Source organism: Pseudomonas hamedanensis, from assembly GCF_014268595.2.
GTDB lineage: Bacteria > Pseudomonadota > Gammaproteobacteria > Pseudomonadales > Pseudomonadaceae > Aquipseudomonas > Aquipseudomonas hamedanensis.
In genome coordinates this window covers 1,282,197-1,302,350 of sequence record NZ_CP077091.1, presented here as the reverse complement: position 1 = coordinate 1,302,350, position 20,154 = coordinate 1,282,197, and the positions used below count along the sequence as shown (strand labels likewise).

Sequence of the window (20,154 nt, the reverse complement as noted above, 5' to 3'; positions counted from 1 at the left end):
GACCTTGAAGGCAGTCCTACATGCATTTTAGCAGCCATTTTCTTAGTAGAACATCCTTGAAGGGTTGGAGGAGCGCGTAGTGCAAAACTTTAATGTGCGCCAAAAAGCAGGCTACATTTGTAATGAGATAGACGTATTTTCATTTTTCTGTTCGTAGATTACAGGGTTAAGGGGAGAGGGAATGTCGATAAAGACCGGCGAAGCAATAAGTGGGGTTTACAGTGAGGCAAATAACTTTCTGATAATTGGCCTGACGGGGCGTACTGGTTCAGGATGCTCTACGGCCGCTAGCAAGCTGGGCGGCACAAGTTTCGAATTTCCTGCGGACGGCTATGAAGGGCTCACGGAGAATGAGTTAAAAAAACATAAAATAATTCATAAGTACTTAAAGGGTAATGAATGGACCTCTTTTTATAAGATTGAGGTGCGATCCTTAATTACATATCACCTATTGCTTTTAGAAAGAGAACCGTTTGTATCGTACTTAATAGGGGTCTCGGGTGCAGGCATTAAGCAAGAGTCCGCAGCAGCGATTTATGATGACTCAAATAAGGTGCGAGAGGAAATTCTACGGCTTCATTCGTTTAATGGGAAGGTTGATCCTAGCGAGTTAGAGTCATGGATAGAGCTTTATTTTTCAACCTTGCCGCGTGTTGCTGAGAGTTTAAGGGAAAGCTTAGGTGGGGCTGCTTTTACCAAGCTTTACCAAAACTCTGGTGACAATATTAGATCCTCAGGTCTTGCAAATAGTAACATCTTTGACGCCGGCAAGATATTTAATTTTCCAAAGCATTTAAATTTTTTGATTAAGCTTGTTCGAAAATCCACAATAGCAAAAGGAATTCCGTGCAGGGTTGTTATAGATGCGATTAGAAATCCGTATGAGGCATTCTTTTTAAAAAGGAGGTATGCAAACTTCTATCTGATATCCGTGAATACGCCTAATTCGAAAAGATTGAGTAGTTTGCATGAATATAGAAAGCTTTCAATAAGGGAGATTTCGGATCTCGATAACAAGGAGTATCCTGGAAAACTTTCCGGGGCGAATAAATTTATCGCGCAAAATATTCAGGCTTGTATCGAGATTGCTGATATTCATATTCACAACTCCAAAACTAGCGAGTTCAATCAAAATGACTTGGTGAGTCAGCTAGCATGGTACCTAGCGCTTATGATGCATCCTGGGTTAGTGATGCCGACGTCAGTTGAAAACTGTATGCAAATAGCTTATACGGTCAAGCAAAGCTCTGGCTGTATTTCGCGACAGGTTGGCGCTGTGGTAACAGATACTGGCTACAGTGTAAAAAGTGTCGGCTGGAACAGCACTCCCCAAGGACAAACTCCATGCCTGTTAAGAAGTGCCGAGGACTTACTGAGCGGAATTAATGGTGCCGATTATAGTGAGTATGAAAAAAACGATAATGTGTTCCGCAAGGCTTTAAGTGATAAGTATTTTGATTTGATAAAAACTGGCGCCACTCAAAAACGAAATATCCCGTTTTGCTTCAAAGCGCTACAAAATGAAATTGAGGGTGAAAAGAATCAAGTTCACACGAGATCACTTCATGCAGAAGAAAACGCTTTTTTGCAAATTGCAAAATTTGGTGGGCAAAAACTTATTGGGGGTATTTTGTTTACTACCGCTAGCCCCTGTGAACTTTGTGCAAAAAAAGCGTATCAACTGGGTGTCACTAAAATAATATACATCGATCCCTATCCAGGTATTGCTATTGATCATATTCTTTCTGTCGGTGCAAAGAAGCCAATACTTGAACTATTTCGAGGGGCAGTAGGGCGTGCTTTTTATCAACTTTATCAGCCTTTGATGCCTTATAAGGATGAGTTGGAGTTGTTGTATGATATTCCTTCTTATCATAACCCTGAGAGTCCATCGAAAAGCTTCCTAATGAAAGAGAATGAAAGGTTGCACGCTCAGGTCGATGCTTTAAAAAATGAATTACGCAAATCAAAAGAAAATTAGAAGGTTGGAGCGGATTTGCTCTCTGGAAGCAAATCCAAGACCTTTTGCGTTGGCGTCAATTTATTTGCCCATTTTCTATTGTGTTGTCCGTTTTAGATGCAAAATATTTTTTGAAATCCATTCTTCATCCTTTCCAAGTTTGGAGAAAGGGCCATGAATTGAGGCCGCGCAACCTCTTAGCGGAACGTTGCGATCTTTAATGTCTGAAATAATCCAGTCAACATAGATTCGCCATTCGGAGATATCTACGTCTTTAACTTTCCCTATTGCAAGGATTGCCATTTCTGATGATCCTTTCCCTAGTAAGCGTTTGACTGCAATACGATCATCTGTCTTTACGTGCGTAAATCGTTCTTGTTGATTTTTTATGGAGTTTCCTACTCCGGCCTCCTTATTCTCGAATTTATTTGCATCCCAGCAATACCAGTATCCCCGTTGTAAAAATTTAGGTAGGACGTCTTTTGATCCTCCCCATGTAGCACCTACAAGCCAGTAATTTGTCGTCATTTTGTACTCGGATCTTGAGTTTGGGGAGGAAATGTGACGTGTTTGGAGATTTTTATACTGAGACTTTTCTATCGGGAATGGAGGCTGAATTGTTTTCTGGTAATATATCAGTCCCCTTGAAGTGCTCTTCTTGCTTGCATAATCTTTAATGTGATGGGCGCGCTTCAGTTCGCGCAAGTTAGCGCGTGAACGTTTTTTCATATACAACTCACGACGAATTGTTTTTACGTTACCGCAGAAGCAATCCGCGAAAGCTAAAAGCTAGCAAATAAATCAGAATGGAATATCTGTGTCGAAATTAACTGTACCTACTTTTTTATTTGCCTTGTGGAGCAGCTCCTCATTTTCAAGAAGATAATCTATCCCGTCTGCAGTTATTGAGAGTGCATAATATTCAGAGCCATTATACTCTTCGTCGATAGCGATGCTCTTATCTAGAAAGCCTACTCTTTCTAGCTTAATCGCCGCTAAACTCAGTATCCCTTGCTCAACACCTTTCAGGTCGTTGAATGTACTCCATACAGATACGCCATTCGGTGAGCTGGCGTAACTTTCAAGAACTTTTGCCAAAAGGCGATGTTCCACGTCACCAAGTTTATAATTGTATCCAGCCTTTCTGCGCGGATTTTTCTGAATATTTAGATCTTGTGAAAGCAAGCTTAAATTTGCAACTTCCTTCTTGATTAGTACGCACGGGTGATTTACAGCGGCCTCCAAATTTCCATCAGACCTTTCGCCATTGTAATCCGCGGGTGTAAGCCCCAAAAGATCAGTCGGGAAATGCAACTCGGTGTCTCTAGGTTTAACTATGAAGCATCTCTCTTTACCTAGCGTACCGACAAATAGGCCAAGTTCAAAAAGCACATTATCTCGTACGATGTGCTTTTTTTGATCTCTGATTTCTGCGATATCATCTGGTGTAAAAATGAAAATTGCGAAATCCACGGATTCCGCCATTTTTACCAGAGAGTCAATAGTGTTCTGAGAAAGGTTAAAACCATGCTTCCAAACCGTTACCTCTGCCTGATGATCTAGGTTTACGTTGAACGCATCAGCCACATCCAAGCTCTCTACTGCTGAAGCTATAAATATTCTTGGCTTTCTCATATGACTTCCTTAAAAACTCGACCCAGGCTGACCGCAAATTTTGAGCTAACCAGCAGAAAAAAGCGCAGCTTTTGGGCGTCCAGTGAGCGATTTTTATCCGCATTGTCACACGTTGACCTTGCCAAGAATAAACGCAAGCGCTCCATGAAGTATACATACCGCTAGGTGGGGTCCTGGTTTACGCATGGCCTCCACCCTTGGCGCTTCGAGCGACCTGGCTAACCAGATTTTTGTCAGGCCTTTGAAGTCGAATCCGGTCGATACAGGCTACGCACCTCGCCTAGTAATTCGCCGGCCTAAGTGCAGCGCCGCTTAGCCTAGCCCAGCTCTGAGTTGAACGAGAGGCCTTACGTCTTGCTGGACTTTAGGAATTAAGCGGCGCTTCTACGATTGCAAGGGTGGTGGTGGCGGTGGTGGCGGAGGGGCCGGCACAAATCCCATCAGATCAACAATTTGACTTGCGAGATCAGGCTCAACAGCTGTTAGAAACTCGTTCGCTAGCTTCACATAAAAGTCATAAACATCGTCATCGGAAATTATCCACCCCACTTGAGCGTTTTCTAAGGCCGCATTGAAAATGCTTAGTTGCGTCGGACGCATCAAAATATCCAAAATATTGGGAAAAGTTTAGAGATGACGATATGAGTTGTAGAGAAGCTGCCACTTTCTTTTAGGTATTCAATCGCTTCATTTTTCTGATTAATAACAGCTAAATGCTCTGGGCTTTGTAATTGGTCCAGCGCTCTCTGTAGTTCACCAGCCGCTGCCACTCCATGCACCGGAGGCGGAGGCGGAGGCGGAGGCGGAGGCGGAGGTGGAACAGGGATTGGGATTGCTGGCGGCGGTGCGTCAAGTTCCACTGGCGGCGGCTCTGGGAGCTCAGGCTGTTGTACTAGTTTTTTATAATGGGAAAAAGGGGACGGATTTATTTTTAATGGGAAAAAGGGGACGGATTTATTTTTGGGAAAAAGGGGACGGATTTATTTTTGAAAATAGATCCGGACCCTTTTGAATGTTCAGCGGGCGAATAAAATCATCCACCTACCGCCGCACAGGTGGTCGCGCATCTAACGGAGCAAGCTCTGACTGGGCACCGTATCTAGACCTGCCTAGTCGCCCAAATCAACGGCATTACCGTTAGCCCGAACATAATAATTATCGAATTCACCGCTTTCGACGAACACAAAGCCATGGCGAATGTAAAAACGATTTGAGGGGCTTCCCTTAAGAGCACCAACCCTGATCGGACGCCCGATCTCATCAGCCTCTCTGAAGAGCCGAGTAAGAACTTCAGAGCCGATTCCTGCTCCTTGAGCACTGGGTATCACATACAGGTGGTCAAGCAGAAGCTCGCTCTGGTGGTCTTTGATTACGACAAAACCGACCAGATCACCTGATACTTCTATGCGGCGTGTGCTGTTAGCGTCGAACCCAGCAAGAAATCGTTCGCGCGCACGATCCGGGTTAAATCGTCCAAGCCGTTCAAGGCTCTCGCGCATGGCCTCAATCCTGATGGCCACCAGATCTTCCAAGTCGTTATTGGAAGCTGCGCATAAAACGACAGCGGAGTTTTGATCAGCGGAGGCTGGCATTTCAAGCACCCTAAACATGGCCGGTCAGTCATTATAGAAAACAGAATCCGCATCACCACTACTGTCTCGGTTCAATGGAGGCGATGGCTCCGTATCAGCTTCAGAGGGATGTGTTCGCCGGACGCTTACGTCTGTTGGGGCAAGGGGATGGATCTGCCGTGGGATCCGAGACGCACTGAGGATTGCGATAAACAGCAATGTTTAAAAAGACATCTCCTGTCACGCTCCCAGGCTACATATCCTTGCGCCTTTGCCTACAGCTACGCCAGAATCCGCCGGCTTGTGAGCTTTGTACCGGGTCTATATCGTCTATGGATCGCTGGCAACCCGGCGATCGGGTTTAGCGACCTGACCAGGTATGAGTTCAACGACGCTCCAGTTTGTCGCAGACGTTTGCGATGACGCTATGGTGGCTGTGCGTGGGAGACCTTCGGGTCTGCCGGGTCTTATACCTCTCGGTTCGCTAACCCGCGCACAGCTGCCACCCTTACTTGTTTAGCGACAGGTTTTGGTGGTTCCACCAGGTATAAAAATGGAGCTTCACCATGATCAAACCAACACCCAACCCGCCCGAGACCGATCCCACGTCTCCCTACGAATCCCTCGATTCAAACAAGCTCCACGAAGCCGCCGACCGTGCGCTCGATCATTACCTGACTCCACCCAATCTCTTGCCTCCGCCGCGTAAGGCGCGTGGGATGTATGCGGTGACTGCGGATACTAAAAACGAAGAACTGCTGGCCGATGCCAGTGAAACGCTTGCTTCGGCGAAGACGATTGCTCAGGACATTTCCAGTCTGTTGCCGGCGCCGCAGCGGCGGGCGTTGTTGGGGGTTGCTCAACTGATCATGTTGGGGGAACTGGCGGTGAATCGGGTGATGGGTAATTTGGAGGTGTCGGGGTGATGTGCAGTGGGGTGCCAGCGGGTTGATTTGGCGGTAGCTCTGGCGCCTTCGCGAGCAGGCTCGCTCCCAGAGTTACTGTGTCGCCTTTGAATAAAAAATGGGGGCTGATTTATTTTCTGAGGATAAAACAGTCCCCTTTGAGTGCCCGACTTGGCCGACATTACTAGCCACATTCTCAGCGAGAACGCGCGCCGTTACAGGCTGTGAGGTGCAATCAACACAGCCAGATCAGAAGGTAACCCCGCCGATGGCCATTCGCTGCCATAGAGCCTTCTTCCCTCACCAGCTATCCTGCGCGCCCAGCGAATGACAGGAATCAGCTGTTTGGGCACAGCAATTTAGGCTTTGTCCTACAGCCAGCACTTGGCCGTTTCGATAGCGTCAGCTATTGAACTCTCAAGTCGAGATTCCCGAAATGGACAAGGATGAGTCATGAGTGAATATGGAAACGTGCCAAGGCCCGCACTGCCTAACCCACCAAGAAAAAAGATCTACCGAGGCGTAGAGCCGGTCGATCTGCATGCCAAGTACTGGGCGGAATACCCTGAGGCTCCGCCGGAAAAACCGGCTGCTGTTAAGGCGATAGCGGAGCCAGGGTTTTATATCGTTCAACAAGTCATGCCGCGCTCCGCGTTAGAGGCGGCGTTGTTCGATAAGCCGGATGGTGCAACGCTTGAGAATTTCACGCGTCTCAACCCTCACGTCACCGGCTACGCCAAGCCCGGTCAGCTCATTGTGCTGAGCGATCCGAACAATCTTCAGTGCACGCGTGAAGAAACATTGCTCATGGAAGCCGCGCAGAAAGTGGACGCGGCGCTCAAACCCATGAGCGACGAAGAAGCCAGCTTCATGGTTCAGTATCGGAGCCAGATAGAGTCCGTCCTTTCGCAAGGCTCAACCTCAATCGGCGTTGGTGAATCGATCTTTGCCAAGAACCTGGAAGACGTGAAAACCTCGCTCACGGAAATCGAAGCTCTGCACCAGAAAAGTTTTCAGCGCGACGGTCACTTGCGTAGCTCAGAGTTTTTCGCTGAGCGTGCACGTCTGTTTGGGAAGCTCGATAGACAGCTCAACGGCTTAACCCGAAAGGGTATCGGCTTCCCTGATCATCCAAGTCTGAAGTCAGCCCTCGGCATCTCAAGTAAAAGCCTGGTTCATCATTGGAGTCTGGCTGGCGCGCCGGGACAGATTCCTGGTTATGCCACGCACGCGGAAGGTGTCGCCAAAGCAGCCAAGGTCGTAAAGTACGGCGGTTGGGTCGGCACGGCCGTGGGCGGCGGGGCGTCTTACATTAAGGTTCAGGAAGTCTGTGCAGCTGGCGACGTAGATGCCTGCGAGAAGATCAAATATACCGAGGGGGGTAGTTTCATCGGAGGAGTAGCCGGCGGCGCTGCTGCCGGTGCGTTTTTGACCGGCTCCACGGCTGGAATTATCTGTGTCGGCTTGGGTGTACCTACAGGCGGCATGGCAACTTTGGCATGCGGCGTCATTGTCGTCGCAGCAGGCTCATATGCTGGTGGCGCCCTCGGAGGGGCTACAAGCGAATGGGCTGGTGAGAAGATCTATGAGGCAGTTAAGTGAGTATGACTTTCGTTGATAAAGTACTTCTGTCCATCGCTGTCGTTGACCTAGCAGGGCTTTTTCTTTGGATAGCCGTCTGTTTGCACTTGGCGTATACAAAGATGGATTTGATGTTGGAGCACCTGAAAAATTGCTCAGCCATTATGACTCGCGCTCCCCTTAGGCATGGTGGGCCTTGGGGTAAACTTCTGCTCGTCGGTGGCATTTCAGGGATTGTGACCTTTCCTGGGTTTTATTTGAAAAGGGGCGAGCTGAGTTCCGAAGATTTAGCCAGTTTTCCAGCTCCACTCAAACGAAAGCTCGCTGTGCTGCAATGGAGCGTGATTGGCCTGCTACTGGTCATGATCTGTTTTGGTATAGCTGTGAAGTCAGGTTTTGTTTAGCCCTGTCGCACCGCCCGGTCCGCACCGGTGTCACGGGAAGCTCACCATAAACACCAGTGTTTAAAAAGACATCTCCAAACACTCTCCCAAGCTACACATCCTTGCGCCATTGCCTACAGCTACGCCAGAATCCGCCGGCTTGTGCGCCTTGGGGCCAGGTTCTATTGTGGTCGAGTCGCTGACGAATCAGCGACCGGGTTTCGCAGCCCGGATCAATCAAGGCGCACAGCGCTCCAAATCTCGTTGCCGTTATGGCAATGACGCTTTATGGCGGCTGTGCGCGGGATACCTTCGGGTATGCCGGGTTCCTTGATTCCCGGTCTGCGAACCTGCGTACAGCTGCCACCTCTCTTCGTTTCGCAGCGAAACGTGGCGGCTCCAATAATCAAGGAGCTTCACCATGATCAAACCCACACCCAACCCGCCCGAAACCGATCCCACGTCTCCTTACGAATCCCTCGATTCAAACAAACTCCACGAAGCCGCCGACCGTGCGCTCGATCATTACCTCTCGCCACCCAATCTCCTGCCCCCGCCACGTAAGGCCCGTGGGATGTATGCGGTGACGGCGGACACCAAGAATGAAGAACTGCTGGCCGATGCCAGTGACACGCTTGCTTCGGCGAAGACGATTGCTCAGGACATTTCCAGTCTGTTGCCGGCGCCGCAGCGGCGGGCGTTGTTGGGGGTTGCGCAACTGATCATGTTGGGGGAGTTGGCGGTGAATCGGGCGCTGGATAATCTGGAGTTTTCGGGTTGATGCGAGGGCTGGGAACACCTGTCGGTTGATCAGGTGTCTGTTCTGACGCTTTCGCGAGCAAGCTCGCTCCCACAGGGTTTTGTGTTGGTCGAGGGTATTGTGTGCCGCGCTGAAACCTTTGGGGGTTGGCTCTGGTTGTGATCTTTTGGGCTTGCCTTCCAAAAGGCGAAATCAAAAGATCGCAGCCTTCGGCAGCTCCTACGGTGGGCGGGTTAGGAGGGTTTCTAGTTTTGCCAACGGCGGCGCGTCCTGGTTGCGGTCGAATACTTGGATGCCGATCTTGAGCAGCCGTCCGTTTTCTGCGGGGGCGATTACCTGTTCGCAACGCAGTGATAGTCGTCCTTGATCGCATTCGACCGCTTTCATGCCTTTCGGCAAATTGCCCTCCAGCCGCAACTCCGCCATGCGGCTTTGCGCCGCGATCAGCGCAATCGAGCGATCCCGCAACACCCCATTACTCTGCGTCATCAACCCCGCCACGCGCACAGCCGCCGACATCGCCACGGCAATAATCGCCAGTGCGACCAACACTTCAATCAGGGTGAATCCTGCTTCTCCATTACGCGGGCGCATCAAAGCCTCAACCCAGAAAACAACCCCTGACGCTAACCCCCGTCCTTGACGGCTTGACGACCAAAACACCCGAGGATTTTCAACATCCCTGACATATCTTCTTGCAACACTGCGCGTCGAAATCGAATCAAGTCAGGGAATGTCGAGATGGATATCGCACCGTGCACACCGCTTCATACACCGTTGCGCAAGCCGCGCGGGCAGCAGGGTTTTACGCTGATCGAGATCATGGTGGTCGTGGTGATTCTGGGCATTTTGGCGGCGATGGTGGTGCCCAAGGTGCTCGACCGGCCGGATCAGGCGCGGGCGACGGCGGCGAAGCAGGATATTGGTGGGTTGATGCAGGCGTTGAAGTTGTATCGCCTCGACCACGGCACTTACCCGAGCATGAATCAGGGCTTGAAAGTGCTGGTTGAACGTCCGGCGGATGCGAAGAACAGCAACTGGCGTTCGTACCTGGAGCGTTTGCCGAATGATCCGTGGGGCCGTCCTTATCAGTACCTCAATCCTGGCGCCAACGGCGAGATCGACATCTTTTCCCTCGGTGCCGACGGTCAGCCTGATGGCGACGGCGTGAATGCCGATATCGGTTCCTGGCAGCTGTAAGGCTGGCGATGAACATGCGTTCGCTCAATGGGGCGAAGCAACGGGGCATGGCGATTATCAGCGCGTTGTTGATTGCGGCCGTGGTGGCGGTGATCGCGGCGGGCATGTTGACGCGCCAGAGTGTGGCGACCCGTGCGTTGGAGGCGGATCAGCAGCGGATTCAGGGGCGTTGGGTGGTTCAGGGTGGGCTGGAGATCAGCCGCCAATTGCTCTGGGACGCACGTCTGCGCGATCCGCTGACCCGGCTCGATCAGCCTTGGGCGCAACGTTTGAGCGCGCAGGGTTTCGAGGGGCGGCTGGAGGATGAGCAGGGCAAGTTCAACTTGCGCAATCTGGTGGCCAACGAGCGGGTTGACGAGGCGCAGGTCGCGGCGTTTCAGCGTTTGTGCGAGTTGATCGGGGTCAGCGCCGGGCTAAGCCAGCGCATCAGCCAGCGGGTGATTGCTTCCTACCCTCGATTGCTGAATCCGCAGATTGCCGAGACATCAAAAGCTGGTTTTGACAGTGGCCGAATCACCTCGCCGGACGCTGCACGCAAACCGCAAAAACCGACGCTGCCGATGCTGCGCAGCATTGACGATTTGCGCAGTGTCGACGGGGTCAATGAAGCGGTGATGGCCAAACTGGCGCCATACCTGACGGTGATTCCTACGACGACGTGGCTTAACGGCAACACCGCCACCGCGCCAGTCTTGGCCGCTTATGTGCCGGGGCTGTCGCTGGAGCGTGCGCAGGCGTTGATCAATGAGCGCGATGCCGGGCGCTGGTTTATCAACCGTGGCGATTTCGTCAACCGCTTGCGCATGCCACAACTGGAGTTGACCAGCGTAAAAGTCGGCATCACCAGTGACTGGTTTCGTCTGCGTGGCGAGGCGCGGCGGGATCAGCGTCGGGTCAGGCTTGAGGCGTTGTTGCATCGTAGTCAGGACCGGTTGCCGCAAGTGATTTGGTCGCGGGTGGGCGTATGACCCAGTTGAAGGTTGCATTACCGCCGCTGGCGGAACTCGATTTGAACAGCGAGTTGGACTGCGCCTGGCTGGATCGTCAGGGCCAGGTCAGCCGCGAAGAACGGCTCAGCCTGGGTGAGTTGGGGCAACGGTCGAAATCGCCGCCCCTGCTGTGTTTTCTCCACCCGGCCGACAGCCTGCTCGCGAGTCTCGACGTGCCGCCGTTGCCAGCCAACAAAATGGTCGCGGCGGTGCAGTGTGCGGCGCAGGCCTTGATGCTCGGTGACAGTCGCGAGATGCACATCGCACATAGCCCTCGGGACGAGGCCGGGCAGGTGCAAATTGCCTGGGCACCTCGGCAGCAGTTGCTGCGGTTTGCTCAGTTACTCAAACAGGCCGGGCTGACGCTGCGCGGTCTCTACCCGGCGCCGTACAGTTTGCCGGTGCTGCCCGGCAGCGTGGCGTGCGTGCAGGACGGGCATTTGCTGCTGCGCGACAGCGTGCAAGTGGCGCGGGTGCAGCCGTTGTTCGATGACGGCCTCGACGGTGTCGTGTGGGAACCGGGCATCACGCTGCACTGGATCGGTGATCATCCGCCAGCGGGCTCCGAACTGCCGATGAGCGATGCGCAGCGCTGGGCGGGGCCGCTTCCCGGCTGGGGTCTGCATGGCGCCGTTCAACAGCAGCAGACCGAACATCGCGGCTGGGGCCGGGCGATCGGCTTGTCAGCGTTGGCTGTGGCGGTGTGGGTGATCGGTTTGAACCTGTACGCCGCCCGCGAAGCCAGTCAGGGTCAGCAATTGAAAGCCCAGATGAGCCTGCGGGTCAAACAGGCGTTCCCCGAGTTGCCGGTGATTCTCAACCCGTTGCAGCAGGCCCGCCAGCAACTGGCCGTGCGGCAGAAGGGCGCGGCGGATGATCCGGCGCAGACCTTCAACCGTCTGGTGTTGCAGGCCGGCAGCGGCATACCGTCAATGGCCGGCAGTGTCGAGCGGTTGACGTTTGTCGACGGTACGTTGCAACTCGGTTTGCTCAGCGATGCGCGCCGTGGCGGCAACGATCAGGCGTGGCAAAGCACCCTGGCGCAGGCCGGCATCAGCGTCACCGCCGACGAAGCAGGCTGGACATTGCGCCCGGCCAATGAAGCCACCCCGAGCGACAACGACGACAGCAGCGGAGCAGAAGATGAATAGGGCGACGCTGGCGCTGTACCGCGCCAAGTGGCAACGGCTCAACGCTCAGTTGCAGGCCCGCTGGCAGCCACTGGCGCCACGGGAAAAACGCATGGTCGGGGGCATGGCCGTAGCGCTGGTGGGCCTGTTGCTGTGGGTCGCGCTGATCCAGCCGCCGTTGAAGAAAATTGCTTATTGGCAAGCCGAAACCCCCAAGTTGCGCGCTCAGGCCGAAGCGCTGGAAGTGTTGCTGCGAGAAGTCAGCGTGCGCCCGGACGGGCAAAGCGTGGCGCAATCGCTAGAGCAGACGCTGCAGACCAGCGGCCTCGCCGGGCACTATCAATTACAGGCCGGGGAGGCCGGCGCGTGGCAGCTGACCTTCGATGCCGCACCGGCCGATGCCGTACTCGACTGGCTGTTAAGCACACCGCCGCAACTTTCTCTGCACGTGGTCGAGGCGCGCCTGCAACGCGCCGGCGAAGCCTCGACCGAAGTCACCGCCGGCACATTGTCAGGCACCGTTCGCATGGATCAGGCGCAGGGCGCTAAGGAAGCTTCATGAAGGAGTCACGCTGCAAACCGGCACGTCTGGCGCTGCCGTTGTTGCTGATGGCGTTGAGCGCGTGCAACAGCACCACGGCGCCGCAGAATCAGCCGCCGCTGCTGGTCGACAGTGAACTCGGTCGGCCGTTGGCCAACACCCAGCGCAGCGGTGATGCGGTGGCCGATCGCGAACGGGCGCAGGCCCAGGCGCGACCGGCGCCCAAGCAGTTGCACAACATCAGTCAGCGTGGGCGCGGTGGTGCTGCGGCGCCGAGCAACGCAGTCGCCCGCAATCCGTTGGGCGAGCAACCGGTGACGCTGAATTTTGTCGAGGCGGATATTCAGGCGGTGGTGCGTGCATTGTCGCGGGCCACCGGGCAGCAATTTCTCGTCGATCCACGGGTCAAGGGCACGCTGACGCTGGTGTCGGAAGGTCAGGTGCCAGCGCGGCAGGCCTACGACATGCTGCTCGCGGCGCTGCGCATGCAAGGTTTCAGCGTGGTTGATGTGGGCGGCGTCGCTCAGGTCGTTCCCGAGGCCGATGCCAAACTGCTTGGCGGGCCGATCTACAGCGCCGACAAACCCGCCGGCAACGGCATGCTCACGCGCACGTTTCGCCTGCAATACGAGAACGCGGTGAACCTGATCCCGGTGCTGCGCCCGATCGTTTCGCCGAACAATCCGATCAATGCTTATCCCGGCAACAACACCATCGTCATTACCGATTACGCCGAGAACCTGACCCGCGTCGCGCAGTTGATCGAAAGCATCGACACACCGAGCGCCATCGACACTGACGTGGTGCAGATCCAGAACGGCATCGCCGCCGACATCGCGCCGATGGTCGCCGACTTGCTCGACGCGCCGGGCAACGATCCGACGCAGAAAATTGCCGTGATCGGCGATCCGCGTTCCAACACCATCATCATTCGCGCCGGCAGCCCCGAGCGCACCGAGCTGGCGCGCAACCTCATCTACAAACTCGACAACGCGCAGAGCAATCCGAGCAATCTGCATGTGGTTTATCTGCGCAACGCCCAGGCAGCGAAACTCGCGCAAGCGTTGCGCGGTTTGCTCACCGGTGAGAGCGATAGCGGCAGCAGTGACACGGCGCGCTCGGTGCTCAGCGCGATGGGCAGCAGCACCGGCGGCAATGCCGGGCAGAACGGCCAGAGCAGCACGCCGAGCACTGGCACGACAACCTCGACTGGCAGTGGCGGAACCGGCGGCAGCTATGCGCAGGGCAATGGCGGCGCGGCCAGCAGTGGTGGCACGCAGAGCAGCGAACAGAACGTTGCCTTCAGCGCTGGCGGTGTGACGATTCAGGCCGACGCCACCACCAACACTTTGCTGATCTCTGCGCCGGAGCCGCTGTATCGCAACTTGCGTGAAGTCATCGATTTGCTCGACCAGCGCCGCGCGCAGGTGGTGATCGAGAGCCTGATCGTCGAAGTCGGCGAGGACGATGCCAGCGAATTCGGCGTGCAATGGCAGACCGGCAATCTTGGCGGCAAAGGCGTGATCGGCGGTGCCAATCTCGGCGGTTCGGGTCTTAATACCAATGGCAAAACCAGCATAGACGTACTGCCTCAAGGGTTGAACCTTGGCTACGTCAACGGCACCGTCGACATTCCCGGCATCGGCAAGATTCTGGATTTGAAAGTGTTGGCTCGGGCGCTGAAGAGCAAGGGCGGCACCAACGTGCTGTCGACGCCGAATCTGCTGACGCTGGACAACGAAGCGGCGAGCATTTTTGTCGGCCAGACTATCCCGTTTGTCAGCGGCAGCTACGTCACCGGCGGCGGGGGCACCAGCAACAATCCGTTCCAGACCGTGACGCGCGAGGAGGTGGGCCTGAAGCTCAATGTGCGCCCGCAGATTTCCGAGGGCGGTACGGTGAAGCTGGATATTTATCAGGAAGTCAGCAGCATTGATGAGCGCGCGTCCAACAGCGTGACCTCGGCGGGCATCGTCACCAACAAACGTGCAATCGACACCAGCATTCTGCTCGACGACGGCCAGATCATGGTGCTCGGCGGTTTGCTCCAGGACGGTTACAGCCAGAGCAACGACGCGGTGCCGTGGCTGTCGACAATTCCGGGGATCGGCGCGCTGTTTCGCAACGAACGCCGGGCGACCACCAAGACCAACCTGATGGTGTTTCTGCGCCCGTACATCATCCGCGACAGCGACGCGGGGCGCAGCATCACCCTCAACCGCTACGACTTCATGCGCCGCGCCCAGGGCCGGTTGCAGCCGGAACGCAGCTGGGCGATGCCGGACATGCAGGCGCCGCAATTGCCGACGTCGGCGCAGGGTGTGCCACTCCCGTCCACCGGCCCACGCGCCACCATCAAAGCGGTCCCGATTGAAGGGAGCACCCGGTTTTGACTGAGATGATGACTGTGGCGAGGGGCACCCGGTTTTGACTGAGATGATGACTGTGGCGAGGGGATTTATCCCCGCTCGGCTGCGCAGCAGTCGTAAACCGGGCACACGCGATTTACCTATAGAAACCGGTTCTCAAGGTTTGGGTCTGCTTCGCAGCCCAACGGGGATAAATCCCCTCGCCACAGAGGATCGCATTGCCACAAGGGATCGCATTGCCACAGGGGATCCCGTTGCCACAGAGGATCGCATTGCCACTGTACCGATTGAAGGGAGCACCCGGTTTTGACTGAGATGATGACGGTGGCGAGGGGATTCATCCCCGCTCGGCTGCGCAGCAGTCGTAAACCGGGCACACGCGATTTACCTGTAGAAACCGGTTCTCAAGGTTTGGGTCTGCTTCGCAGCCCAACGGGGATAAATCCCCTCGCCACAGAGGATCGCATTGCCACAGGGGATCCGGTTGCCACAGAGGATCGCATTGCCACAGGGGATCCCATTGCCACTGTACCGATTGAAGGGAGCACCCGGTTTTGACTGAGATGATGACTGTGGCGAGGGGATTCATCCCCGCTCGGCTGCGCAGCAGTCGTAAACCGGGCACACGCGATTTACCTATAGAAACCGGTTCTCAAGTTTTGGGTCTGCTTCGCAGCCCAACGGGGATAAATCCCCTCGCCACAGGGGATCGCATTGCCACAGAGGATCCCGTTGCCACAGAGGATCGCATTGCCACAAGGGATCGCATTGCCACAGGGGATCCCATTGCCACGGTGGATTGTGTGGAGGATGGACGATGAGTGCATTGCCTTACGCCTGGGCCAAGGCGCAGCGCGTTCTGTTACGCGATGGCGTGCTGACGGTGTGCCCGTCGACGCCCGGCTGGTCGATCAGCGAGGTGCGCCGGCAGTTTGGTGCGGCGCAGATCGAGCGGGTGCGCGATGACGAGCTCGACGGTTTGCTCGCCGCCGCGTACGCCGACACCGGCAGTGCGGCGGCGGTGGTTGGCGCCGCTGAAAACGAAGTCGACCTCGATCGCCTGATGCAGGACATGCCGGAAATCACCGACCTGCTCGACACCCAGGACGGTGCGCCGGTGATTCGCATGATCAACGCCTTGCTGACTCAGGCTGCGCGCGACGAGGCCAGCGACATTCACATCGAACCGTTTGAAACCCATTCGGTGGTGCGCTACCGCGTCGACGGCACGCTGCGTGACGTGGTCTCGCCGCGCAAGGCCCTGCACGGTGCGCTGGTGTCGCGGATCAAGATCATGGCGCAGCTCGATATCGCCGAAAAACGCTTGCCGCAGGACGGTCGCATCGCTTTGCGCGTAGCGGGGCGGCCGATCGATATTCGCGTCTCGACGGTGCCGACCGGGCATGGCGAACGCGTGGTGATGCGCCTGCTCGACAAGCAGGCCGGACGCCTGCAACTGGAGACCCTGGGCATGGACGCGCAGGTACTGGCCAAACTCGATCATCTGATCCGCCAGCCCCACGGCATCGTGCTGGTCACCGGCCCGACCGGCAGCGGCAAGACCACCAGCCTCTACGCCGCGCTGGCCCGACTCGACGCGAGCACCAGCAATATCCTCACCGTGGAAGACCCGGTGGAATACGACCTGCCGGGCATCAGCCAGATTCAGGTCAACGCCAAGATCGACATGACCTTTGCCTTGGCGCTGCGGGCGATTCTGCGTCAGGACCCGGACATCATCATGATCGGTGAGATCCGCGATCTGGAAACAGCACAAATCGCCGTGCAGGCGTCGCTGACCGGTCACTTGGTACTGGCGACATTGCACACCAACGATGCGGTGTCGGCGGTCAACCGTTTGGTCGACATGGGCGTGGAGCCGTTTCTGCTGGCCTCATCAATGCTCGGCGTACTCGCGCAGCGCCTGGTGCGGCGCCTGTGCAATCAATGCAAACAGGAAGACCCGGCCACGCCCGGCACCTGGCGCCCGGTCGGCTGCGCGGCGTGCAATCAAACGGGTTACAGCGGTCGCACCGGCATTCACGAATTGTTCTGCATCGACGACGACATCCGCACGCTGATTCATCAAGGGGCAGGGGAGCAGGCTTTGCGCGCGGCGGCGGCGAAGGCAGGGATGTTCAGCCTGCGCGAGGACGGTGAGCGCTGGATTCGCAGCGGTGCCACCGCGCCGGAAGAAATCCTTCGCGTGACACGGGACGCCTGATGAATCGCTATCGTTTTGAAGCCGCCGACGCGAGCGGAAAGATTGAGTCCGGGCACCTTGAGGCCGACAGCCAGAGCGCGGCGTTCAGTGCCTTGCGCGGCCGTGGTTTGACAGCGCTGTCGGTGCACGAAGAAAGCAATGTCGCTCGGCAGGGCGGCGGCGGTTTGTTCAGCGCGCGGCTGTCGGACAACGATCTGGCCTGGGCCACGCGGCAATTGGCGAGCCTGCTCGGCGCCAGTCTGCCGCTGGAAGCAGCGCTGAGTGCAACGGTCGAGCAAGCCGAGAAAAAGCACATCGCCCACACCCTCAGCGCGGTGCGTGCCGATGTGCGCAGCGGCATGCGTCTGGCTGAATCGCTGGCGTCGCGGCCTCGGGATTTTCCCGAGATTTACCGCGCGCTGATTGCGGCGGGGGAAGAGTCCGGCGATTTGGCGCAGGTGATGGAGCGGCTGGCCGATTACATCGAGGAGCGCAACAACCTGCGCGGCAAGATTCTCACGGCGTTCATCTATCCGGGAGTCGTCGGATTGGTGTCGATCGGCATTGTGATTTTCCTGCTCAGCTATGTGGTGCCGCAGGTGGTCAGCGCGTTTTCCCAGGCGCGGCAGGATTTGCCGGGGCTGACGCTGGCGATGCTCACCGCCAGTGATTTCATTCGTGCGTGGGGTTGGTTGTGTGCGGCGCTCTTGGCCGGGGCGTTCTGGAGCTGGCGGTTGTATTTGCGCAATCCGGCGGCGCGCTTGAGCTGGCATCACCGGGTGCTGAAGTTGCCGCTGTTCGGGCGTTTCATTCTCGGCTTGAACACCGCGCGCTTCGCCTCGACCCTGGCGATTCTCGGCGGCGCCGGGGTGCCGCTGTTGCGCGCGCTGGAGGCAGCGCGGCAGACGCTGTCCAATGACCGTTTGAGCCTGAGCGTCAGCGAGGCCACGGCCAAGGTGCGCGAGGGGGTGAATCTGGCGGCCGCGTTGCGCGTGGAAAATGTGTTCCCGCCAGTGCTGATCCACCTGATCGCCAGCGGCGAAAAAACCGGCTCGTTGCCGCCGATGCTCGAACGGGCGGCGCAGACTTTGTCGCGGGATATCGAACGGCGGGCGATGGGCATGACTGCGCTGCTCGAGCCATTGATGATTGTGGTGATGGGTGGGGTGGTGCTGGTGATTGTGATGGCGGTGTTGTTGCCGATTATCGAGATCAACCAACTCGTGCAATAGGCCGAATGGGTGGTGGCTGGGCTGGCGCTATCGCGAGCAGGCTCACTCCTACAATTTGAAATGCATTCCCCTGTAGGAGTGAGCCTGCTCGCGAAGGCGCCGGTCCGGACAACACAAAAACTCAAATATTTTTCACCAGCCTCAGCACCACCCGAGTCCCGATCCGGTCATCCTCGGGTTCTCCATTCTGTCATCTGCAACCACCCTTCACCGGCTCCAGCCCGATTGAGCGAAATGCTTGACTCAGAGCGCCTGCCGATCACCGTAAACACCCGAGAAATCCGCACAAAAATCCCTCCTCAGCTCCCGAGGTTTTTTCCTTTATCTGTCACCGGAAGCTGCGAATTTCTCCCTGCGGCTCCACTTCGGTGGACCCTCCCAGTGTCATGCAAGCCTTCCGAAACCTGTGTTCCAAACCTCGTTGAAAAGGAGATTCTTCATGTTCAAGCGCACTCTGATCGCCGCCTCACTGACCGTCGCCGCTCTGGCTTCCGCCCAGGCCATGGCCGTAACCGGTGGTGGTGCTTCCCTGCCTGCCGCACTGTACAAAGGTTCCGCCAACAGCATCCTGCCTGCCAACTTCAGCTACGCCGTGACCGGTAGCGGCATCGGCAAAAGCGCGTTCCTGACCAACAACGCTGCCCAGTTCAGCACCACCGGTACTGTGCACTTCGCCGCCAGCGACTCGATCCTCAGCGCTACGGAACTCAGCACCTACAACACCAACTTCGGTGGTTCGTACGGCCCGTTGATCCAGCTGCCATCGGTGGCCACTTCGGTTGCCATTCCGTACAAAAAAGCCGGCAACACCACCCTCAACCTCACCAGCGCTCAGCTGTGCGATGCATTGTCGGGCGCCAAGACCACCTGGGGCCAGTTGTTGGGCACCGCTGATACCACCGCAATTCGCGTGGTTTATCGCTCGACTTCGAGCGGCACCACCGAAATCCTCAGCCGTCACCTGAACTCGGTCTGCCCGACCAAATTCGCCGTTAACACCACCTTCACCAACGCTCGTCTGCCAGCAGGTTCGGCCCTGCCGTCGAACTGGGTAGGGGTGGCCAACACTGCTGACGTTGCTACGGCCGTGAACGCGGTTGACGGCTCGATCGGTTACGTCGGTCCAGACGGTGTCAACGCTGCGAGCAACGCTGTGGTTGCCCGCATCAACGGCGTTCAGCCAACCAGCGCCAACGTCAACACTGCGCTGGCGTCGGCTCCGCTGCCAACCAACCCGGCCCTCCCGGCGCAATGGTCGCCAGTGGTCGCCAACCCGGCCAGCGGTTACGCCATGGCGGCTTACACCAACTTCATCTTCGGCCAGTGCTACAAGGATGCAGCCGTGGCCGCTGATGTCAAAGCGTTCCTGACCCAGCACTACAGCACTCCGGGCAACGCCGTAGCCACCGCTGCTCACGGTTTCATTCCGGTTCCGACCAACTGGAAAAACGCTGTGACCGCCAACTTCATCACCAACACCACGGGCAACAACCTGAACATCAACAACGCCAGCGTGTGCAACGCTGTGGGTCGTCCTCTGTAAACCTTGCTTCACTCGCAATGACTGCAGCAGCCCTCGGGCTGCTGCTTTTTTTTGGCTGGCCTTGGTCGATACCGGCAAACCGTGTGCGGTCTCAGACCCGGTCTTTATCGCCGGTTCTGGCCGATCTACTCCTCAATCATGAAGTTTGTGTG

General features: G+C 56.3%; 19 protein-coding genes. 14 read left to right on the top strand and 5 right to left on the bottom strand.

What is annotated here, in order from left to right:
* The first annotated feature begins 181 nt into the window (after nt 1-181).
* The gene (locus HU739_RS05525; RefSeq protein WP_186551695.1) at nt 182-1,981 is read left to right on the top strand and encodes a hypothetical protein; all 1,800 of its coding nucleotides are present in this window, start codon (nt 182-184) and stop codon (nt 1,979-1,981) included.
* Nucleotides 1,982-2,056: 75 nt separating this feature from the next.
* Here the strand turns inward: HU739_RS05525 and HU739_RS05520 are convergent, their stop codons facing one another.
* The 3 genes from HU739_RS05520 to HU739_RS05510 all read right to left on the bottom strand — a co-directional run bounded on the left by HU739_RS05520 (nt 2,057) and on the right by HU739_RS05510 (nt 4,365).
* Nucleotides 2,057-2,689, bottom strand: a complete 633-nt coding sequence (locus HU739_RS05520; protein ID WP_202884247.1) for a hypothetical protein — start codon at nt 2,687-2,689, stop codon at nt 2,057-2,059.
* 72 nt (nt 2,690-2,761) lie between these two features.
* Nucleotides 2,762-3,595, bottom strand: a complete 834-nt coding sequence (locus HU739_RS05515; protein ID WP_186551696.1) for a TIR domain-containing protein — start codon at nt 3,593-3,595, stop codon at nt 2,762-2,764.
* A 599-nt stretch (nt 3,596-4,194) separates the two neighbouring features.
* Nucleotides 4,195-4,365, bottom strand: coding sequence for a hypothetical protein (locus tag HU739_RS05510; protein ID WP_186551697.1), 171 nt, complete (start codon nt 4,363-4,365; stop codon nt 4,195-4,197).
* A 44-nt stretch (nt 4,366-4,409) separates the two neighbouring features.
* On the opposite strand from HU739_RS05510, the gene HU739_RS05505 reads away from it, so the two are divergent.
* Nucleotides 4,410-4,607 carry a hypothetical protein gene (locus tag HU739_RS05505; protein WP_186551698.1) on the top strand — a complete coding sequence of 66 codons (198 nt, stop codon included), beginning with the start codon at nt 4,410-4,412 and terminating at the stop codon, nt 4,605-4,607.
* 97 nt (nt 4,608-4,704) lie between these two features.
* On the opposite strand, the gene HU739_RS05500 is transcribed toward HU739_RS05505, so the two are convergent.
* Nucleotides 4,705-5,187 (bottom strand): GNAT family N-acetyltransferase, encoded by a 483-nt coding sequence (locus HU739_RS05500; protein ID WP_186551699.1) that lies wholly within the window; start codon nt 5,185-5,187, stop codon nt 4,705-4,707.
* 545 nt (nt 5,188-5,732) lie between these two features.
* Between HU739_RS05500 and HU739_RS05495 the strand changes: the two genes are divergently transcribed.
* The 4 genes from HU739_RS05495 to HU739_RS05480 all read left to right on the top strand — a co-directional run bounded on the left by HU739_RS05495 (nt 5,733) and on the right by HU739_RS05480 (nt 8,816).
* Nucleotides 5,733-6,092: a DUF6124 family protein gene (locus HU739_RS05495; protein ID WP_186551700.1), complete on the top strand. Its 360-nt coding sequence runs from the start codon at nt 5,733-5,735 to the stop codon at nt 6,090-6,092.
* Between the two features lie 432 nt (nt 6,093-6,524).
* Nucleotides 6,525-7,673, top strand: a complete 1,149-nt coding sequence (locus HU739_RS05490; RefSeq protein WP_186551701.1) for a hypothetical protein — start codon at nt 6,525-6,527, stop codon at nt 7,671-7,673.
* A complete protein-coding gene (locus HU739_RS05485; RefSeq protein ID WP_186551702.1) occupies nt 7,670-8,056 on the top strand; it encodes a hypothetical protein in 387 nt (128 codons plus the stop codon). The genes HU739_RS05490 and HU739_RS05485 overlap by 4 nt, the downstream gene beginning before the upstream one ends.
* Before the next feature lie 400 nt (nt 8,057-8,456).
* On the top strand, nt 8,457-8,816 hold the full coding sequence (locus tag HU739_RS05480) for a DUF6124 family protein (RefSeq protein WP_186551703.1): 360 nt from the start codon (nt 8,457-8,459) through the stop codon (nt 8,814-8,816).
* Nucleotides 8,817-9,014: 198 nt separating this feature from the next.
* Here HU739_RS05480 and gspI read toward each other — a convergent pair whose 3' ends face one another.
* The gene (gene gspI / locus HU739_RS05475; RefSeq protein WP_186551704.1) at nt 9,015-9,389 is read right to left on the bottom strand and encodes a type II secretion system minor pseudopilin GspI; all 375 of its coding nucleotides are present in this window, start codon (nt 9,387-9,389) and stop codon (nt 9,015-9,017) included.
* A gap of 147 nt (nt 9,390-9,536) precedes the next feature.
* On the opposite strand from gspI, the gene gspG reads away from it, so the two are divergent.
* The 8 genes from gspG (at nt 9,537) to HU739_RS05435 (ending at nt 20,002) form a co-directional block, all read left to right on the top strand.
* Nucleotides 9,537-9,995, top strand: coding sequence for a type II secretion system major pseudopilin GspG (gene gspG / locus HU739_RS05470; protein ID WP_186551705.1), 459 nt, complete (start codon nt 9,537-9,539; stop codon nt 9,993-9,995).
* Nucleotides 9,996-10,003: 8 nt separating this feature from the next.
* On the top strand, nt 10,004-10,963 hold the full coding sequence (gene gspK / locus HU739_RS05465; protein WP_186551706.1) for a type II secretion system minor pseudopilin GspK: 960 nt from the start codon (nt 10,004-10,006) through the stop codon (nt 10,961-10,963).
* Complete coding sequence (gspL, locus tag HU739_RS05460; RefSeq protein ID WP_186551707.1) at nt 10,960-12,135, top strand: type II secretion system protein GspL; 1,176 nt, start codon at nt 10,960-10,962, stop codon at nt 12,133-12,135. The genes gspK and gspL overlap by 4 nt, the downstream gene beginning before the upstream one ends.
* Nucleotides 12,128-12,676 (top strand): type II secretion system protein GspM, encoded by a 549-nt coding sequence (gene gspM / locus HU739_RS05455; RefSeq protein ID WP_186551708.1) that lies wholly within the window; start codon nt 12,128-12,130, stop codon nt 12,674-12,676. Before gspL ends, gspM begins: the two co-directional genes overlap by 8 nt.
* The gene (gene gspD, locus HU739_RS05450) at nt 12,673-15,048 is read left to right on the top strand and encodes a type II secretion system secretin GspD (protein ID WP_186551709.1); all 2,376 of its coding nucleotides are present in this window, start codon (nt 12,673-12,675) and stop codon (nt 15,046-15,048) included. The genes gspM and gspD overlap by 4 nt, the downstream gene beginning before the upstream one ends.
* 793 nt (nt 15,049-15,841) lie before the next feature.
* Nucleotides 15,842-17,248 (top strand): type II secretion system ATPase GspE, encoded by a 1,407-nt coding sequence (gene gspE, locus HU739_RS05445; RefSeq protein ID WP_186551332.1) that lies wholly within the window; start codon nt 15,842-15,844, stop codon nt 17,246-17,248.
* Nucleotides 17,248-18,459: a type II secretion system inner membrane protein GspF gene (gspF, locus tag HU739_RS05440; RefSeq protein ID WP_186551333.1), complete on the top strand. Its 1,212-nt coding sequence runs from the start codon at nt 17,248-17,250 to the stop codon at nt 18,457-18,459. The genes gspE and gspF overlap by 1 nt, the downstream gene beginning before the upstream one ends.
* A gap of 439 nt (nt 18,460-18,898) precedes the next feature.
* Nucleotides 18,899-20,002 (top strand): substrate-binding domain-containing protein, encoded by a 1,104-nt coding sequence (locus HU739_RS05435; protein WP_186551334.1) that lies wholly within the window; start codon nt 18,899-18,901, stop codon nt 20,000-20,002.
* The last annotated feature ends 152 nt before the right edge of the window (nt 20,003-20,154 follow it).

Excerpts from the sequence above, each read along its gene's own strand:
- HU739_RS05515 (WP_186551696.1), bottom strand. The coding sequence starts at position 3,595 with ATGAGAAAGCCAAGAATATTTATAGCTTCAGCAGTAGAGAGCTTGGAT.
- gspK (WP_186551706.1), top strand. The coding sequence starts at position 10,004 with ATGAACATGCGTTCGCTCAATGGGGCGAAGCAACGGGGCATGGCGATT.
- gspM (WP_186551708.1), top strand. The coding sequence starts at position 12,128 with ATGAATAGGGCGACGCTGGCGCTGTACCGCGCCAAGTGGCAACGGCTC.
- gspL (WP_186551707.1), top strand. The coding sequence starts at position 10,960 with ATGACCCAGTTGAAGGTTGCATTACCGCCGCTGGCGGAACTCGATTTG.
- gspG (WP_186551705.1), top strand. The coding sequence starts at position 9,537 with ATGGATATCGCACCGTGCACACCGCTTCATACACCGTTGCGCAAGCCG.
- HU739_RS05480 (WP_186551703.1), top strand. The coding sequence starts at position 8,457 with ATGATCAAACCCACACCCAACCCGCCCGAAACCGATCCCACGTCTCCT.
- HU739_RS05490 (WP_186551701.1), top strand. The coding sequence starts at position 6,525 with ATGAGTGAATATGGAAACGTGCCAAGGCCCGCACTGCCTAACCCACCA.
- HU739_RS05495 (WP_186551700.1), top strand. The coding sequence starts at position 5,733 with ATGATCAAACCAACACCCAACCCGCCCGAGACCGATCCCACGTCTCCC.
- HU739_RS05500 (WP_186551699.1), bottom strand. The coding sequence starts at position 5,187 with ATGCCAGCCTCCGCTGATCAAAACTCCGCTGTCGTTTTATGCGCAGCT.
- gspD (WP_186551709.1), top strand. The coding sequence starts at position 12,673 with ATGAAGGAGTCACGCTGCAAACCGGCACGTCTGGCGCTGCCGTTGTTG.
- HU739_RS05520 (WP_202884247.1), bottom strand. The coding sequence starts at position 2,689 with ATGAAAAAACGTTCACGCGCTAACTTGCGCGAACTGAAGCGCGCCCAT.
- gspF (WP_186551333.1), top strand. The coding sequence starts at position 17,248 with ATGAATCGCTATCGTTTTGAAGCCGCCGACGCGAGCGGAAAGATTGAG.
- HU739_RS05525 (WP_186551695.1), top strand. The coding sequence starts at position 182 with ATGTCGATAAAGACCGGCGAAGCAATAAGTGGGGTTTACAGTGAGGCA.
- gspI (WP_186551704.1), bottom strand. The coding sequence starts at position 9,389 with ATGCGCCCGCGTAATGGAGAAGCAGGATTCACCCTGATTGAAGTGTTG.
- HU739_RS05435 (WP_186551334.1), top strand. The coding sequence starts at position 18,899 with ATGTTCAAGCGCACTCTGATCGCCGCCTCACTGACCGTCGCCGCTCTG.
- gspE (WP_186551332.1), top strand. The coding sequence starts at position 15,842 with ATGAGTGCATTGCCTTACGCCTGGGCCAAGGCGCAGCGCGTTCTGTTA.